Consider the following 17,427-nt stretch of genomic DNA (forward strand, 5'->3'; position numbering starts at 1 on the left):
GAAATCGGCAATTTTTACCAGCCGCCACAGCGCCTGTTTTGACCCCTAAATTGTGAAAATTTGTAACCCTAGGGCAATTTGACCGGCGCGCGGCCGTACCACTTGCCATCCAGTACACAGGCCAGCAGCTGGCTGGTGCTGGCCGCCCAGTCCAGTCGCGGCATGCCGCCGGAGGCTGGGGCCTGGCCGTCGCGGTACAGCCGCAGCCAGTCGCGCAGCGCAGCCGACAATTGCTCGCCGTCGCCGGCATTGAAGTACCAGGCGTGCTGGCCGCCGACTTCGCGGAATACCGCCAGGTCGCGCGCAATCACCGGCAAGCCGTGCTGCGCCGCTTCGATCAGCGGCAGGCCATAGCCCTCGCCCTGCGACGCTGCCAGCAGTGCGCTGCTGTCCTGGTACAGGCGCAGCAGCAATTCGTCGCTGGCGCGCGGCAGCCAGAACAGGCGTTGACCCAGCTGCGGATGTGCTTCCAGCCGGGCGGCCAGTGCTTCCATGCGCCAGCCCGGCTTGCCGACGATGACCAGGTTCAGTTCGCAATCCTGTTGCCAAAGCAGTTCCAGCGCGTCCAGCGCCTGTGCCTGCATCTTGCGCGGCTCCAGCGTGCCGACCATCAGCAGCGTCGGCCGCTGCGCCAGTTGCGGCAGCAAGGCTGCCTCGTCGGCGTTGACGCCGCTGCTTGGCAGCGTGGCTGCCAGGTCGGCGCCCAGTGCTGCGCAGCCGATGTGCAACGGCAGCGCGCGTTGCGGCGGGTGCTGGTCCAGCCAGTCAAGCAGGTCGTCGGCGGTGGCGCGCGCATTGCAGATCAGGCCATCGGCCAGCAAGGACACCGCCTCCAGCCACTGCGCGAAAGCGCTGGCCAGGCCGTCGACGAACCAGGCCGGCTGGCGTACTGGCAGCAGGTCATAGACCATGAAATACAGGCGCACGCCGTGCTGGCGCAGGCTGGCCAGCACGGCCTGGTTGCGGAGTACGCCTTCCAGGCTCAGGTCGATGCCGACAAACAGGTCGCCGGCGCTCACTTGCAGCGCTTGCTGCTGGCCGTCGGCCGCCGCCACATAGCGTGGCTGGCCAGCGGCGTCCTGTTCCATCCCGGCATAGGCGTAGTAGCCGCCGGCGTCATACACGGCGTGCACGCTGTAGCCAGCAGGCGGTGCAGCCAGCAATGTTTGCAGCATGCCGCGCACCACCCGCTGGATGCCGGAGCGGGCGTCATGCCGTACCAGCTCGGACAGATCGACCAGCAGCTGGCGGGGAGCGTCAGTGCGCATCGCTGCTGTCTCCGGCGAGGATGGCGGCATGGCCGGCTGGCAGCAATGCCGCCAGCCCGGTTTGGGCCAGCAGCGTGACGCCGCGATTCAGCAGCGCTGCCGGCGGCGTTTGCGCACCCAGCAACAGCAGGCTGTCGCGCTGCTTGATGTCGGCCACGTCGTCATCCAGTTGCAGGTCGCCGCGGCCGATCAGCGCCAGCGTGCTGCGGCGTGCGTAGCGGTAAGCGTCCTCCACCAGTTGCACCGGTTCGACGCGGTAGCCGGCCGGCGGCGCTTGCAGCAGCGCCAGCAGGCGGGCTTGCGCCTGCTGATCCTGCTCCACGCCGGTGACATCCACCAGCAACTGCGGCAGGCCGCTGGCCGGGGTGTTGGCGGCCAGTGCGCCGGCGACTTTCACCCAGTCCTGCTCGGATGGGCTGAAGCTGGCGCTGATCTGGTTCAGGCGCTGCACCAGCATCTGGTACTGGCTGTGCGGGCTATGGCGGGCAAACTGCTCGATCGCCTGGTGATAGGCGGCGCCGACGGCGGCCGGGTGGTGGACCTGCTGCATGTAGTCCACCGCACTGTCCACCAGCTGTTTGGCCAGGCCAGGCTGGTCGCGCAGGCGGATGATGGCGGCACTGAGTTGCTCGTCGCTGAATTCATCCGGCAGCTTGATCACCACATGTTCCGGCATTTCGGCAGCCGAACCGTGGGCGTTGATGATGGTCGGCAGGCGATAGGCCATGCTGTCGAGGATGGTGCCGGAGGTCTCGCCGCGGGAGCGGCTGCGCAGCTGCACCGCGCAATCGGCTGCCGCGAGGTAGGTGCGGAACATCTCCATCGAGACGAAGCCGGTGATCTGCACATTGCGCTGGCCCGCCATGCGCGCCGCCAGCGCGTTGCCGAACGGGCCGACATGGTTTTCGCCGACGAATACCAGGCGGCAGTTGGCGTCTTTGGACAGCGTGGAATTGATCCACGCCTCAAGAATCTTCTCATTGCACTTGGTGATCGCGATCAGGCCGAAGGAGCAGACCAGGAAGTCCTTGTCGGTCAGTCCCAGCCTGGCGCGCGCGGCGGCGCGGTCGAGCTGGCCGGGCAGGGCGCGCAGCAGCGGGATGTAGCGCCAGTCGGCGGCCGCGCCGGCGCCATACCAGCGCTCGGCCAGCTGCTGCGAATAGCGCGAGTGGGTGATGATGCCGCTGGCCGCTTCCAGCACCGGGCGGTTGCATGGGTAGTGATAGTAGGAGGCTTCGCGGCCCTGCGCCAGCTCCTCCACCAGCGCCTGATAGCCATGCGACTGGTACAGCATGCGGCAATAGGCGTTCGGCTCCAGGTTCAGCGAGGACAGATAGTGCACCGCGCCGCTCAGGTAGAAGTCATGCAGCACCACCACGCCCGGATGGCGCTGCAACAGCGCGAACATATGGGCGTGGAAGCCGGAGTTGCCGAAGTGGTAGAGCACGCGGTCATAGCGGCTGGCATTGGCTTCAAACCATTCCACGCTGCGTACCGGGAAGTTGGCCAGCATCCAGCGCTCGTCGACTTCCTGCTGCTGCACCACCACTTCGATATCGTAGTAGCGCGCCAGTTCCGGCAGCAGCTCGGCGCTCTGGTCGGCCACGCCGGTGCGTTCCGGCGGCAGCGGCGAGATATACGCCAGGCGCGGACGCGCCGCCGGCGCCGCTTGAACCGCAGTGGCCACCGCCACCTGCGTGCGCTGCGCGTCGCTGCGCCGTTCATGCACCTGTTCGAAGGCGGCCAGGGTTTTCTGCGCGCTGGCGTCCCACGAGAACTGCTTGCACTGTTCCAGTCCGTGCGTGCGCAGCTCGGCGGCAAAGGCCGGCTGTTCCAGCACCTGCTGCATCTTGTCGCGGATCGCCGTCACCCGGTTCGGATCGAACAGCGCGTCGGCGCGGCCGATCACTTCCGGGATGCTGCTGTTGTTGGAGCCGATCACCGGCACGCCGCAGGACATGGCTTCCAGCGCCGGCAGGCCGAAGCCTTCCTGCAGCGAAGGGAAGACGAACAGGCCGGTCAGGTTGTACAGCGATACCAGGTCGTCGTCCGGCACGAAGCCGGTCAGCACCAGGTCGCCCTTGGGAATCTTGAAGCTGGCCGCCAGCGCTTGCAGGCGCAGGCGGTCGTGGTCGGGAATGCTGCACACCACCGCCAGCTGGTACTGCGCGCGCAGCGGCGCCGGCAGCAGCGAGTAGGCTTCGATCAGGCCTTCGATATTCTTGCGGAAGTCGATGCCGCCGGTGTACATGATGTACTGGCGTTGCAGGCCGTAGCGCTGGCGCAGCGCCTGTTCTTCATCGGCGCTCAGCTGGCGCTGGCGGAAGATATCGTCCACCGCCGACGAGATATTCGCCACCTGGTGCTCAGGCAGCTGCAGCGCATCCATCGCCTCCTGTTTCGAGTGGCCGGAAATCGCCAGCAGCAGCTCGGCGTTCTTCAGGCTTTGCAGCTTACGGTAGTACCAGTTGGCCACATGCGGATCGGTCAGATAGGTTTCCTTGCGCAGCAGCGGAATCAGGTCGTACAGCGTGATCGCGGTGTCGAACTGGCCGCGGCTGTGCAGCAGCGAGGCGCAGGCGTCTTCGCCCAGGCCTTCGAACAGGCTGGAAACGTGCACCACGTCCGGTTGCAGGCTGGCCAGATAGTGTTCCCGCAGCTGCTCGGCGGCGCGCAGGCGCCAGCTGTTCTGCGTCTGGTGTTCCCAGATGTGCGACGGCAGCTCGTAGGCGTGGATCTGCTGTTGCGGCAGCAGTTCGCCCAGCGTCTTGCGCAGCACCGCCACGCTGTCCGGAAAGCGGTTGTTGAGCGCGATGCGGATGTCGTGGCCGCCGGCGCGTTTCAGCATCGCTTGCAGCAGGGCCATCGAATAGCGGCCGATGCCGCGATGTGTGCTGGAGCCCTGGCAGGCTTGCAGGTCAATTACGATACGCATGAAGTGTGCTCGTGGTGATCAGGAGTGAGGGGCGGAACGGCGCAAGTCCTTGAACATGCGGCGGGCGGCGTCGGGCAGCTGGCTCAGGTCGGCAGGTGCGCCGGCGTCGGCCGGCAGCGCGCCATCGGCGGCGCCGGCGCCGTTCGCCTGGCTATGCTTGAGGCGCATGTGCACCATGCGCGCCAGCGGCAGCAGGAACGGCAGGCGCGACACGGTGCGGCGCAGGAAGAAGGTCAGCTTGGGACGCGCGTTGACATAGCGCAGCGCAGCGCCCAGCACACGCTTGGCGCCGCGCACCAGCACGCCGCGCACGCGGCTTGGCTGGCGCAGCGCCCAGCGCGGGCCGCGCGTCAGCACGAACTTGGCGGCGCGCAGCGGCTTGGTGATGCGCCACGACAGGCTGGCGTAGACCGCCGCCACATCGGCCTGGCCGGCGGCCAGCGTGCGGTCCATTTCGGCGCGTTGCTCCAGATAGTGCTGGCGGTCGTGTTCCAGGCGGCTGGTCTGTTCGTCGGCGATGGCGCGCACGCGCTTCAGTTCCGCCTGCAGCTGGTCGGCGCGCTCGCGCTGCTCTTCCATCTGCGTGTACTTGTATTTCCATTCTTCGACGTGGGCCATGGCCCAGCTGCGCGAGGTGGCCGCTTCCGCTTCGGCGGCGGCGGTGCGCTGGCGCCATTCGTCCAGCGGGAAGCTGCGCGCGTGGCCTTCGGCCAGTTGCCAGTCGTCGTGCGGATTCGGCGGCAGTTGCAGTGCGGCGGCCAGCGCCTGCTGTTGCGGCGCGACGAAGTACTGCTTCCAGCCGTCCTGGTAGGCCAGCGTGTAGCCGGCCGCTTGCAGCAGCGGCTGCGCTGCGCCGGCCGGCGCGCGCAGCACCACCAGCCACGGCTGCCAGCGTTGCAGGTCGAAGCCGGCCAGCGCGTCGGCCGGATCGTCCATGCCCAGGTGCAGGAAGTGCAGTGGGCCGTCCAGATGCTCGGCGCACACCTGGTCCAGCGTGCGCAGCGCGGCCTGGCGCAGCACCACTTCGCGGCCCTGCTCACGGTAGTGGCGCGCCAGCGCGCCGTCCAGCGTCGACAGCGGCGTGCCGGTCACTTCGTAGAAATCGGCAGTGCCTTCAGCGGCAGCCGCCGCCAGCGGCAGGTTGATGTCGGCCGGGCGGGCGATGCGCAACTGGCGCAGCGGCGCGCTGGCCGGTTCGAGGTTGATGCCGCGCCAGCCGCGTGCATAGAACAACTGGGTGGCCGAGCCGTGCAGCGGATCACCGGCGCCGGCGTCCAGGTACTGGCCGCCTTTCACCTGGCGCAAGGCACGCCATAGCAGCAGGTCTTCGAAATGGGCGGCGTAGGAAGTCAGGCTCATTGCGCGTCTCCGTAGTCGATGGCTATTTCCGGATCGAGCCAGGTGCAGCCCTCGAAATAGCTGTGTTTTAAATTCATGACCTCAAACACCAGCGCCAGGTCGCGCCACTCGTAATTTTCGCTCAGGTGGTTGTCGCTGCTGTGCAGCGCGGTGGCCACCGAGTAGCTGCCCGGTCCCAGGTTGAGCGGGAAGCTGGCGCGCACTGTCAGGCGCTGGCCGGCGCGCAGATTGGTCAGCGGTTTGAGCTTGTGGAAGGTGTTGGTGCCAAAGATGTTCTGGCCCAGCCGGTCCTTGATGCGGTAGCCCAGCGTCATTTCCGGCAGGTCGTCATGCACCGCCACGCGGATTTCCATGGTCACCTTGCTGCCGGTGCCATGCACCTCGGCCGGCTCGCCATCTTCCTTGAGCAGCGCGATGTGTTCGACCGTTGCCTGGCCGGTGCCGGAGATGGTTTGCACCTTGCCGCTGTCCAGCGTTTCCTGGCGCACGTTGTCGCCCTCGCGCTCGGCCAGCATGGCGTTGTACAGGTCCATGATTTCTTCCGGCGTGCCTTCCTTGCTGACGCGTCCCTTGTCGAGCAGGATGGCGCGGTCGCACACCGACTGGATCGCGCCCTTGTCGTGCGAGACGATCAGCAGCGTGGTGCCTTCGGTGCGGAAGGCGCGGATGCGTTCAAAGCTCTTGTGCTGGAAGTAGGCGTCGCCGACCGACAGCGCTTCATCGACGATCAGCACGTCGGGGCGGCGCGCGGTGGCCACGCTGAACGCCAGCCGCATTTGCATGCCGCTGGAGTAGACCCGCACCGGCTGGTCGATGTATTCGCCGATTTCGGCAAACGCCTCGATCTCCGGCATCAGCCGGTCCAGTTCTTCGACGCTGAGGCCGAGCAGCTGGCCCGACATATAGCAGTTCTGGCGGCCGCTGAAGTCCGGATGGAAGCCCATGCCCAGTTCCAGCATGGCGGCCACGCGGCCGCCGATGGCGACGTTGCCGGTGGTCGGCGCGGCGGTGCCGGTGATCAGCTTCAGCAGCGTGCTCTTGCCGGCGCCGTTGATGCCGATGATGCCCAGCGCCTGGCCGGGTTCGACGTTGAAGCTGATGTCGCGCAGCACCCAGATGGTGTCGTGGCGCGGGCGCGACGGCATGATCCATTCCAGCAGGCGCGCGCGGTGGCTGGTATAGCGGCGGTAGGCCTTGCCGAGATTATTGACGCGTATGCTGCCGTTCACAGTTCATCCACCATTTCTCCCGCGCGTTTGCGGAACAGTTGCATGCCAAGCAGGCACAGGATCAGCGCCAGCGCCAGGGCTGGCAGCAGGCTGGCCCACTGGGGCGCGCGCTGATGCACCAGGATATCCTGGAAGGCGCCGATCACCGGCGCCATCGGGTTCCAGGCCAGCATTGGGCGCACGTCTTCCGGCAGCACGCTGGCCGGGTAGACCACCGGCGTGAACCAGAACCAGAATTGCAGCGCGATGGTGAAGAACTGGCCGACGTCGCGGAAGAACACATTCAGCACCGCCAGCACCATGCCGAGGCCGATCGCCAGCAGGATTTCGAGCAGCAGCACCGGCAGCACGGCGGCGTAGATCCAGCCGGGGAAGTTGCCGCTGACGATGAGGAAGGCGGTGAACAGGCCGAAGATGATGGCAAAGTTCAGCAGCGCGTTGGTGACCACGATGATCGGCAGGCAGATGCGCGGGAAGTTGATTTTCTTGATCAGGCCGGCGTTGTCGATGAAGACGTTCTGCGCCTTGCTGGTGATCTCGGCGAACAGATTCCAGGTCAGCACGCCGGCGCACAGATAAATGCTGTAGCCGAACGCCGAGCTGTTGCCGGCCAGGCGGTTATGCATCACCTGCGAGAAGATCACGGTGTACACCACGATCATGGCCAGCGGATTGAGCACGGTCCAGGCGGCGCCGAGGATGGAGTTGCGGTATTTGGACTGGAACTCGCGCTGCACGCTGCCGAGGATGAAGCCGCGGTAGCTGGCGATGTTGCGCAGGCGGCCAAGCACGATCATGGTTGGGCTCCCGGCGCGCGGTGGAAAAACAGGTGTGATGTCATGGTTGGGGACAGTGTGGGGCCGCGCGGGCGGCGTGAAAAAAGCGCGCAATTATACCTTGCGCATCATGGAATTACGGGCCGTCCACCAGCTTCTGCAAGCCCTTGGGATCAACGATGACCAGTTCCTGGTTGACCTTCTGGATGATGCCCTGCTGGACCAGCGTGGCCAGCGCCCTGGTCACCGTCTCGCGGCTGGTGTTGATCATATTGGCGATGTCCTGGTGGGTAGGCAGGTTCTTCACCACTTCCGGCTGGCCAGGCTGTTCGGCCGGGGTTTTCATCTGCACCAGGTAGGTGAAGATGCGGCGCGAGGTATTGTTGATACTCAGCAAGGAACGGAATTCCGAATCGCGCTGGATCTTGGCCGCCAGGTGGCGCAGCATCAGGTTGGCCACCGACGGCGAGTGCGAGAACAGGTGCAGCGCCGCCGGCGCCGGCAGGAAAGCCACCAGCACCGAACTCATCGCCACCACCGAGGCGGTGCGCTGCGAACCGTTGATGACCGCGATCTCGCCGAAAAAGTCGCCCGGCGCCAGCATGCGCAGGCCGATCGCCCGGCCATCCTCGGTCACATCGATCACCTGCAACTGGCCCGACAGCAGGAACAGCAGGCCGTCGCCGGCCGCGCCTTTCTGCAGCACGATGTCGCGCTTGGAATACTGGCGGAAGCGCAGCTCGGGCTTGAGGCGCGTTACTTCCTCGTCGCTGAGGCCGGCAAGCAGCGGGATGCGGCGCAGGTGCACCTGCACATTTTGCGCAGACGCCTCGTTGCCGGTGGCGGGCGCCGCGGCGAGCTGTTCGGTGTCGGTTGCTTTTGTCATCGCTGTTCTACGTCGGCGCGCCAGCCAGGCCGCGCGCCTAAAACGTTACTTATACACAATTTCCGCCGTCAAGCGGCGGATTGTTGCAGATTGTTGCATGTCACGCATGTCACAGATGGTTCCAGCGCCAGCTGAGCTGGATCTGGTGTGCATCGTACTGGAAAATCGAAATATTCTCGCGGTTGCGCACCTGGCGCCACTCCAGCTGCAAGGTCTGGTCGCGCTGGATCGGGTAGCTGAGCACGCTACGCAACACCAGATTGTTTTGCTTGCGCACCACATCGATCAGGCCTGGCGAGTAGACGTTCTGGCCGCTCCAGCGCTGGCCGGTCAGTTCCAGCTCGCCTTGCAGCGCGTCGAACAGCGTGCGCCGTCCGTATAGCCGCATCGACCAGCCGCTGCGGTCGCCGCCAGGGCGGGCCGCGCTGCCCAGGTCGCGCTGATAGCCAAAGGCCGCCTGCAGCTGGCTGCTGCTGGTGCGGTAGCCGAGTATGTTGCGCAGCTCGACCGTGGTCGAATCGAAATTGGACAGCGTGGTGTAGCGGGTGCGTGAAACACTGCCGAGCAAGGCGAAGTCGTAGCCCTTGGGCAATTTCAACGGCGGCGCGGCGCGCAATTGCAGCTGTGCCTGTTCCTGGTAGAGCGAGCCGCCCAGCGTCAGCGCGCCCAGCAGGGCGGTGCTGCGCATCTGCCAGCGTCCCGCCTGCCATGGGTGCTCGGCGCCGATAAAAATCGACGCGGAATTATAGCCGGACTCGCGGTCGTATTTGCGCAGGTGGGCCTGGGCAAACGCGATGTCGCCATCGGGGCTGATTTCGCGCAGGTAGTCGGCCGAGGCAATGCTGTAATGGTCGGCGTGAGGCTTGTATTCAGGCAACAACTCCAGCGGCACGCCGTTGCTGTCGGTGAAGAACGGCGTGCTGGCGCCCTGGTTGACATTGCTATCGTAGCCGCGTGCGCCGTTGACGCTCCACATCACCTGCGGCTTCCAGCGGAAGCAGCCTTGCTGGCGCTGCTGGGCGATGATGTCGCGGATGCCTTGTGGCGGCTGGTATTCGCGCTCGATACGCAGGAATAGCGCTTCCGCCTCGGCGTCATTGCCGAGCGCACACTGGATCATCGCCAGGTCCAGCCACTCGCCGGCGTGCTGGGCGCCGCGCGTCAGCATGCGGTCCAGGATCAGGCTGGCGTCGGCGCGGCGGCCGTCGGCGATCGACTGCATGGCCGTCAGGTACAGGTCTTCCTCCACCGGCGCTTCCTGGGCGCAGGCGATGGCGGTGCACAGTAATCCGCCCAGCAGGGCAGGCAGGTAATTCTTCACAAAACTCCTTGTTGCGGCGCAGGCGCCAGCAGCGTGTACAGCGTCGTCGGGTGTTCCTTGCCGCGCAGCGTGAGTTCGCCGATATGGCGCAGCTGATGGCGCCGGCACAACGCTGCGGTGCCGGGGCCGATGATCACGTCGTGCGGCAAATCGCGCGCGGCCGTTTCCAGCCGCGACGCCACATTGACGCTATCGCCGACCGCAGTATAAATGCTGCGTGCGGCAGAACCAAAATCGCCGGCCATGGCGCGCCCGCTTTCGATGCCGATCCGCACCCGTATCGGCGCCAGTCCCTGGCGCGCACGCGCGGCATTGAACTCGACCATGCCGGCCTGGATCGCTGCCGCCGCGTCCAGTGCCTGGTCGGCGTGGTCACGCACCGGCAGCGGCGCGCCCCAGAACGCTACCAGGCCGTCGCCGGTGAATTTGTCCAGCGTGCCATGGGCGGCCAGCACCGGTCCGGTCAGGCAGTCGAGGAAGGCGCGGGTCAGCTCGGCCGCCTGTTCCAGCGGCAGGGCCCCCACATGGCTGGTATAGCCCTGCATGTCGGCAATCAGGGTGGTGACGTCGCAATGGCTGGGCTTGAGCGGGTCGAGCAGGTTGTTGCGCAGCAGTTCATCGACCACCGCATCCGCCACATACTGGCGCAGCGTGTCGAGCAGGCGGCGCGACTGGCGTTGTGATTGCTGCCAGGCAAACGGCACGCCGACCGCCAGCAGGAAGGCGTTGGCCAGCAGTGGTGCGCTCAGGCCGAACAGCGCGTCATGCGGCGCCATCTGCCACGCCAGCGCCAGCCACAGCAGCGAGGCGGCCGCCAGCACGCCCACATTGACCAGCGCCGACTTGCGCGGCAGTGTCCAGAAGCACAGCGCAATGGTGGCGCTGGAAAACAGCATGGCGATCAGGCGGCCCGGCCAGGCCGAAGGCGCCAGGCCGGCGCGCGCGTCGAGCTGGGCGGTGAGCGCGGCCGCGTGCACCAGCAGCCCGCTGGTCGAAGCCGACAGCGGCGTGGCGACCCGGTCGGCCAGGCCCAGCGACGAGGAGCCGATCAGCACCAGCTTGCCGCGCAGCAGTTCGTCGGGTGCGCTGAGGTCGAGGATCATGCTGGCAGGGATGACTTTATAGGCGTCCCATTGCAGCCGGTAGGGCAGGCGGCGCAAGCCATCGCCCAGCTGCATGCCGCCGGTGGGGCCGCTGGCGGAGGGCTTGCTGGCGCTACAGCAATCCAGCAAAGCCAGCGACAAGGTCGGGAAAGTGCGGCCGTCAAACCAGGTTTGCATCGGCAGGCGGCGGATTACGCCATCCTGGTCGGGCACAAAGCCGATATTGCCGATGTGGGCGGCCTGCGCCAGCCCGGCGTGGTTGGCGATGTAGCCGCTGGCGGGCACCGCCGCGCCAGCGCTGGCCGCAGCGGCGCCACCGGTGAGCCGGCCCACGCGCAGCGGCATATTGCCGTTGTAATCAAACGCTTGCGGCAGCACCAGCGGACCGTGCTGGCTGAGCATGGCGAGGCGGGCGTCGCCGCCGGCGTCGGACGGTTCCGGCAACACCAGGTCCAGCGCCACGCCGCGCGCGCCGTAATCGCCCAGCAACTGCTCGATCATGGTGGCGATGCGTTCGCGCGGCCACGGCCATGGGCCGGCTGCGGCCAGGCTGGTTTCGTCGATGTCGATCACGGCCAGCCGCTGCTCGGTCGCCGCCGAGGCCTGGCGGCGTATCAATTGGTCGCGCAGCCACTCATCGGCACTGCTCCACGCCAGCCCGCTGTGCGGCCATTGACCACCCACGGCCAGCAGCACCGCGCCCAGCGCGATCAGGCGGCGGGCGACAGTGGCGGAGATGGTAAGTGGCAAAAAAGGCAACTTCATTAATGCAAGCTGACCATGGTGGAGAGGCGCCTCATGCTATTTTGTTATTATCCTAACGAGATGTGTAACAAATGGTGAAAAACAGTAACACCGCTGGATGTGATGATGCCCAAAGGCTACAGTGTAGCTTAGAGTGAAGCGCCTGCGTAAAAATGTGATGATCGTCACAGGATTATTTTGAGGCTGGCTGCACAATGTCCCAAAAGGAGTAATAGCTATGTGGTCTCAATTTTCGCCAAATAATTCGTTGCGCAACTGGCGCCGCCTCGCCTTGGGCGCGGCCATGCTGGCTTGCGGCGCCTGGGCGCAGGCTGGCGAGGCGGGCCGCATCGTCTTCGTCAGTGGCGAGGTCTTTGCCGACAGCCGCCGCGCGGTGCTGAACGACGCCGTGCAGGAAGGCCAGGAGCTGAGCACCGGCAAGGACGGCTATGTTTACCTGAAAACGGCCGACGATGGCCTGCTGATCCTGCGCCCGGCCAGCCGCGCGCGCATTGTCACCTACCACATCGACCGCAAAGTGCCGGCGAACACCCACGTCAAGCTGGAATTGCTGGCTGGCGTGGCGCGTAGCGTCTCCGGCTCGGCGGTCAAGCAGGCGCGTCAGAATTTCCGTTTCAATACCCCGGTGGCAGCCATCGGCGTGCGCGGCACCGACTTTACCGTTTTTACCGACCATGAAAGCTCCAGTGTAACCGTGCTGTCCGGCGCGATCGTGGTCAGTGGCTTTGGCGGCGCCTGCCTGCCGACCGGCGGCGGCCCATGCGAACATACGGCCAGCCGCGAGCTGGCAGCCGGCCAGGCTGGCCAGATGCTGAAGGTAAAACGCGGCGAAACCGCGCCACAGTTGTTGAATACCAACAGCTCGGCGCCGGATGCCCTCTCGCCGCCGCGCAGCGACGAGCCGTCCGGCAAGAGCAGCGGCAGCAGTCAGGCCCTGGCTGAGCCGGCGCTGGATGCACAAAAAGCTGCGCTGATCATTCAGCAGGTGCGTAACAGCGCTATCAAGACTGATCCACCGGCGGTGCCGCCACCTGAAGTGGTTGTCACCACGCCGACGCCAACTATCGCGTCCAGTGAACTGATGTGGGGGCGCTGGGCTGCCATTGCCGATCAGCCGGCAACCGTGGACTCGGCGGCCTTGTTGGCGGCTGGCGGCAAGCGCGTAGCGTATAACTCTTATTACACGGTGATCCGGACCAAGGGTGCGGATTGGGAAATTCCACAACAGGGTTCGGTCGGTTTCGCGTTGCGTTCCAGCGACGCACTGGTGCTGAACAGCGCCACCCAGTTGACCAGCGCGGCATCTTTGCAAAATGGCCAGTTGCAGGTGGATTTTGACAAACGTACTTTCAGCACCGGGTTTGATTTGCTCACTGCCGGACAGACGTATAAATTGCAATCTACCGGCTTTGTTGGTAACAACGGCGATTTAAGCGGCAATGTCCAATACGTACAAGGTACTAATATGGCAGTCAGTGGTTCGCTTGGCGCCAACAATAATGCGGCCTATATCTTCTCTTCTCGACTGGATGACAAGCGCACTGCCTACGGGGCCACTTACTGGACCAAGTAATCCGGTCACTATTTAAAAATGCCGCAGTTTGCGGCATTTTTTTTGTCTGTCCATTTGCGCGCGCCCATATTCTTTTTCTAAATATACTAAAACTGCTATTAACCTGTCGGGAATCAATGTGGTACCTGCTTACACATTAAGCAGCGGGCACTATTGATTTCCCCATAAGCTTCTCCGATAATGCATATCGCACTTTTTTATAGAAAAAACCTATAAAAATAAGTGGGTTTTGCAGTTTCGTGTGACGCTCGTCACATAAACCTGGAAAGCCTTCTGCCACTATGGCTGCCGTAGTACTGCAAGCGATTGTGCTGCGACGCAGAAAATTTATTAATCCTTAGGAGTTATATCAATGGCTACCACTACTGCCGCTACCGCGACTGAAATTCAAACCCTGTACGTAGCGTACTTCAATCGTCCAGCCGATCCATTGGGCCTGCAGTCCTGGCTGAGCACCGGCGCTTCGGTCGCTACGATCGCAGCTGGTTTCTCGGCTTCCGATGAATACAAAGCAACCTACGGCGGTAAATCGCCTATCGATCTGGTTGACTCGATCTACATGAACCTGTTCGGCCGTCACGCCGAACCAGAAGGTCTGCTGTACTGGGCAGGCAAACTGCAAGCTAAAACCGAAACCTTCGCCAGCATCGTTCTGACCATCGCTAACGCTGCTCAAAACGAAGATCTGGTAGCCATCGACAGCAAAGTTGCTGCTGCTACCGCCTTCACCGAATCGCTGGATACCTCGGCAGAGATCCGCGGCTACGATGGCGACGCTGCTAACGCCGTTGTTAAAGCATGGCTGGCTAACGTGAAAGACGAAGCCACCCTGGGCACCGCCACCAGCGCTGCAGCGCTGAACGCTATCGCTGCTGCTTCGGCTGCTGCGCACGACGGCGCTGTCAACAACCCACAAACCTTCATCCTGACCAAAGGTCTGGACAACGTGGTTGGCGGCGCAGGTAATGATGTGATCATTGGTGCGATCGATAGCACCGGCACCAATGTAGAACTGAACACCCTGAGCAACCTCGACATCATCAATGGCGGCGCAGGTATTGATACTCTGAAAATCGCTAACAACGGCACCACCGCGATCACCCTGGGTAATCTGAGCAGCGTCGAAATCGTTACCGTCGACAGCGCTACGGCTCTTATCGTTGATTCGTCGTCCGTTTCCGACATCACCAACCTGAACGTAACCAAGGCTGGCGGCACGATCGATGCGAAAGCAGCTGCGACCACCAGTATTGACGTTTCGGTTAAAGATACCGGCGACGTGACCGTCAACGGCGGCAAAGATGTTAATGTTAAACTGAGCGACGCGCAAAGCGACGTCTTTGTTGGCGTTGGCACCGCTGCCGCTGGCGCTGTGACCGTCGACGCGACCGGCAAAGCTGCCGCTAACAACGCCAACGTTGTTCTGGGCGACATCACCGTTACCGGTGGTAAAACCGTCAGTGTGACCCAACACGCGACCAGCTCGTCGAGCGCAATCCTTGCTGATGGCACTAGCGAAACCGCCTACCAAGGCGGCGTCACTGTTAACGCTTCCTCCGTCACCACTGATGTGACCGTTAAGCAAGACGCCCAAGTTGACGCTTTCAGCCGCGCTGCTGTAGCCGGTGCAACCGAAGTTGCTAGCGTTAAATTCTCGGCACTGAAAGCCACCGAAACCGTTACCGTTGGTGGCCTGACCTTCACCGCATCCCAAGACCTGACCGCCGCTCAAGTGGCTCAAGCCTTTGCCAACCTGTCGTCGAGCGCTGTGAAGCCAACCGACGTCACGCCAACCACCGCCACTGGCGACACCCAAGGTTCGGGCGTTCGTGCCACTGGCGTGTTCAGTGGCTCGCTGTTGGCCAACTGGTCGTCGGCTGCTGCTTCGGCTGACGGCACCGTGGTATTCACCGGCAAAGCCGACACCGCGATGACCGACCTGGTTGCTACCGCTACCGGCACCGCTACTGCTACGGCTACCACCACCACCCAAGGCATCACCGCTGTTACCGCACGCAACACCCTGGGCATCGAGAACGGCACCGTCACCATCGCTGGTGGCGCAGTACTGAAAAACGTCACCGTTGACGGCTATTCCACTGGCTCGATCTCCAGCGCGACCAACACCGCTCTGGATACCATCAAACTGGCTAACGGTGGCAACTTCTCGATCGCTAGCGCTGCTGCGACCCTGGGCTTGACCGCAGACAACGTTGACGGCACCGTCACCGTGACCGCCGGCACCAAAACCATCAATGCCGTTGTAACCGGCGCAGACACCGAGACCACCCTGGTATCGGCTACCGCTGAAACCGTCAACGTTTCGGGTTCGGGTAACGTCGCTGGCACCACCGCTGTTGGTGGCCTGAACGTTGCAACCTCGATCAACACCAGCGGCCAGACCGCTGACGCTAGCGCAACCTTCACCATCGCTAACGGCACCGTCACCACCTACACCGGTGGCGCAGGTTCCGATGACGTGACCGTGACCAACGCAGGCACCGCCATCACCAAGGCGATCAACCTGGGCGCCGGCGACGACGTTCTGACCCTGCAAGGTACCGTTGTTGTGCCAACCGCCACCCTGAGCGGCGGCGCAGGCACCGACACCATCGCAATCAACGGCGCTAGCGCTGCTTCCCTGTCGCTGAATGGCGATTTCGCAGCCAAGATCGACGGCTTCGAAAAACTGGCAATCACTGACACCGTGGCAACTGCTACCACCGTCAACATGGCCAACATGGACGGCATCACCTACGTTGTGAGCAACAACTCGGGTGCCATAGGCACCTCGGCAGCGAGTAAAGTGTTCACCGTTGACTTCTCTGGTTCGGGCACCATCCGCGGTGCGGACACCATCGCCTTCGATGGCCTGACCATAACGCTGGTTGGCGGCGAAACCCCAGCACAAATCGCTGCCAAATTCTTGGTGGCAGGTTCAACGACCAACTGGAACATTACTAATGCGAGCGGTGGTGTCGTGACCTTCACCGCGAAAACGCCAGGTGTGGCGGCTAATGCCCTGCCTACCACCTTCACCGTTGTTGACGCTGACGCCACCACCGCTGCTGGTGTGGTGACGAAAATCTCGGACGGTGACGGCGCCACTGTGCATGAGTCGTTCAGCATCGATTTCGCCACCTCGGGCGCAATCGAAGACGGCGACACCATCACCTACGCCGGAGTAACCATTACCCTGGCAAGCGGCGATACCCCTGCAACCATTGCAAACAAAGTTGCTGCTGGTGTGTTCTCGGGTTGGAATGTGACCGCGAACAGCGGAGTGGTCACTTTCACTGGTCAAGGTTTCGCCGATGTCACCGACCCGGTGATCGGTGACTTCACGTTTGCTAACGTGACTAGCGCAACCTCCGCTCCAGTGGTGAGCGCTGCAACTACCGTCACCGCTGGCGCTGCTGCTGGCGCCGGCGCACCATCGCTGACCATCGACAAGCTGGCCAACAACGGCACCTTGGAGCTGGTAGCAGCTGGCGCTGGTGTGATCGTTAAGATGGCTGACGCAACCGGTTCGGCTGACACCTTCAACCTGGTAACCAAAGTTGATGCAAGCGATCTGGTCTTCGGCACTGTGGACGTTGCTGGTGTTGAAACCATCAAGTTCACCGCAACCGATCTGCACACTTCGGCTGCAACCGGTGATGTTGTGAATACCGGCACCGTGAATCTGAAAGCTGACAAAGCTACTATCGTGACCATCGACGGTAACTCGAACGTCAGCCTGACGCTGGATACCGCCACCGTCAAACTGGCGACCATCGATGCTAGCGCTCTGACCGGCAACCTGGCTGTAAGCGCTAACGGTGTTAACGCGATGACCATCACTGGCGGTGCTGGTAAAGACACTATCCACGCGTCGGTTGGTACTGATGCAAAAGCTGACATCATCAACGGTGGTGCAGGCAACGATATCATCTACGTTGGTTCGAATGGTGCCAAGCTGACCGGTGGTGACGGCAACGATACCTTCATCGTTAATGGTGACGGCAACAAAGAAGCCAATACCTACTCGGAAATCACTGATTTCAAAGCAGGCGACATTCTGCAACTGCGCGCTTTCAACACTACCGCTACCGCTGTTGTCGACGTTGCTGGCTTCGGTAAGCTGACTGCAACCCTGAACGAAGCAACCGCAACCTTCTCGAACTTCGTTGATGCTGCTATCAAACAGGCTGCTCAGGTTGCTACCGATGC

General features: G+C 63.4%; 10 protein-coding genes. 2 read left to right on the plus strand and 8 right to left on the minus strand.

Features of this window, described 5'->3' with window-relative positions:
• Positions 1 to 68: 68 nt before the first annotated feature.
• The 8 genes from KW842_RS17125 to KW842_RS17160 all read right to left on the minus strand — a co-directional run bounded on the left by KW842_RS17125 (position 69) and on the right by KW842_RS17160 (position 11,627).
• The gene (locus KW842_RS17125; RefSeq protein ID WP_218305307.1) at positions 69 to 1,268 is read right to left on the minus strand and encodes a glycosyltransferase family 1 protein; all 1,200 of its coding nucleotides are present in this window, start codon (positions 1,266 to 1,268) and stop codon (positions 69 to 71) included.
• The gene (locus KW842_RS17130; protein WP_218305308.1) at positions 1,258 to 4,203 is read right to left on the minus strand and encodes a glycosyltransferase; all 2,946 of its coding nucleotides are present in this window, start codon (positions 4,201 to 4,203) and stop codon (positions 1,258 to 1,260) included. The genes KW842_RS17125 and KW842_RS17130 overlap by 11 nt, the downstream gene beginning before the upstream one ends.
• 18 nt (positions 4,204 to 4,221) lie before the next feature.
• On the minus strand, positions 4,222 to 5,562 hold the full coding sequence (locus KW842_RS17135; RefSeq protein WP_218305309.1) for an FkbM family methyltransferase: 1,341 nt from the start codon (positions 5,560 to 5,562) through the stop codon (positions 4,222 to 4,224).
• Positions 5,559 to 6,791 carry an ABC transporter ATP-binding protein gene (locus tag KW842_RS17140; RefSeq protein ID WP_373925196.1) on the minus strand — a complete coding sequence of 411 codons (1,233 nt, stop codon included), beginning with the start codon at positions 6,789 to 6,791 and terminating at the stop codon, positions 5,559 to 5,561. Before KW842_RS17140 ends, KW842_RS17135 begins: the two co-directional genes overlap by 4 nt.
• The gene (locus tag KW842_RS17145) at positions 6,788 to 7,588 is read right to left on the minus strand and encodes an ABC transporter permease (RefSeq protein WP_218305310.1); all 801 of its coding nucleotides are present in this window, start codon (positions 7,586 to 7,588) and stop codon (positions 6,788 to 6,790) included. Before KW842_RS17145 ends, KW842_RS17140 begins: the two co-directional genes overlap by 4 nt.
• A gap of 115 nt (positions 7,589 to 7,703) precedes the next feature.
• Complete coding sequence (locus KW842_RS17150) at positions 7,704 to 8,453, minus strand: Crp/Fnr family transcriptional regulator (protein ID WP_218305311.1); 750 nt, start codon at positions 8,451 to 8,453, stop codon at positions 7,704 to 7,706.
• A 109-nt stretch (positions 8,454 to 8,562) separates the two neighbouring features.
• Complete coding sequence (locus KW842_RS17155; RefSeq protein ID WP_218305312.1) at positions 8,563 to 9,774, minus strand: tetratricopeptide repeat protein; 1,212 nt, start codon at positions 9,772 to 9,774, stop codon at positions 8,563 to 8,565.
• Positions 9,771 to 11,627, minus strand: a complete 1,857-nt coding sequence (locus KW842_RS17160; protein ID WP_218305313.1) for a CHASE2 domain-containing protein — start codon at positions 11,625 to 11,627, stop codon at positions 9,771 to 9,773. The genes KW842_RS17155 and KW842_RS17160 overlap by 4 nt, the downstream gene beginning before the upstream one ends.
• A gap of 232 nt (positions 11,628 to 11,859) precedes the next feature.
• Between KW842_RS17160 and KW842_RS17165 the strand changes: the two genes are divergently transcribed.
• Positions 11,860 to 13,215, plus strand: a complete 1,356-nt coding sequence (locus KW842_RS17165; RefSeq protein ID WP_218305314.1) for a FecR domain-containing protein — start codon at positions 11,860 to 11,862, stop codon at positions 13,213 to 13,215.
• Positions 13,216 to 13,567: 352 nt separating this feature from the next.
• The coding region (locus KW842_RS17170; RefSeq protein ID WP_218305315.1) for a DUF4214 domain-containing protein at positions 13,568 to 17,427 on the plus strand (3,860 nt) is incomplete at its 3' end.

This window comes from Duganella sp. sic0402 (genome assembly GCF_019219065.1).
Taxonomy (GTDB): Bacteria; Pseudomonadota; Gammaproteobacteria; order Burkholderiales; family Burkholderiaceae_D; genus Rugamonas.

What these genes read in the sequence shown, in the direction of transcription:
- KW842_RS17125 (WP_218305307.1), bottom strand. Translation starts at nt 1,268, where the DNA reads ATGCGCACTGACGCTCCCCGCCAGCTGCTGGTCGATCTGTCCGAGCTG.
- KW842_RS17130 (WP_218305308.1), bottom strand. Translation starts at nt 4,203, where the DNA reads ATGCGTATCGTAATTGACCTGCAAGCCTGCCAGGGCTCCAGCACACAT.
- KW842_RS17135 (WP_218305309.1), bottom strand. Translation starts at nt 5,562, where the DNA reads ATGAGCCTGACTTCCTACGCCGCCCATTTCGAAGACCTGCTGCTATGG.
- KW842_RS17145 (WP_218305310.1), bottom strand. Translation starts at nt 7,588, where the DNA reads ATGATCGTGCTTGGCCGCCTGCGCAACATCGCCAGCTACCGCGGCTTC.
- KW842_RS17150 (WP_218305311.1), bottom strand. Translation starts at nt 8,453, where the DNA reads ATGACAAAAGCAACCGACACCGAACAGCTCGCCGCGGCGCCCGCCACC.
- KW842_RS17165 (WP_218305314.1), top strand. Translation starts at nt 11,860, where the DNA reads ATGTGGTCTCAATTTTCGCCAAATAATTCGTTGCGCAACTGGCGCCGC.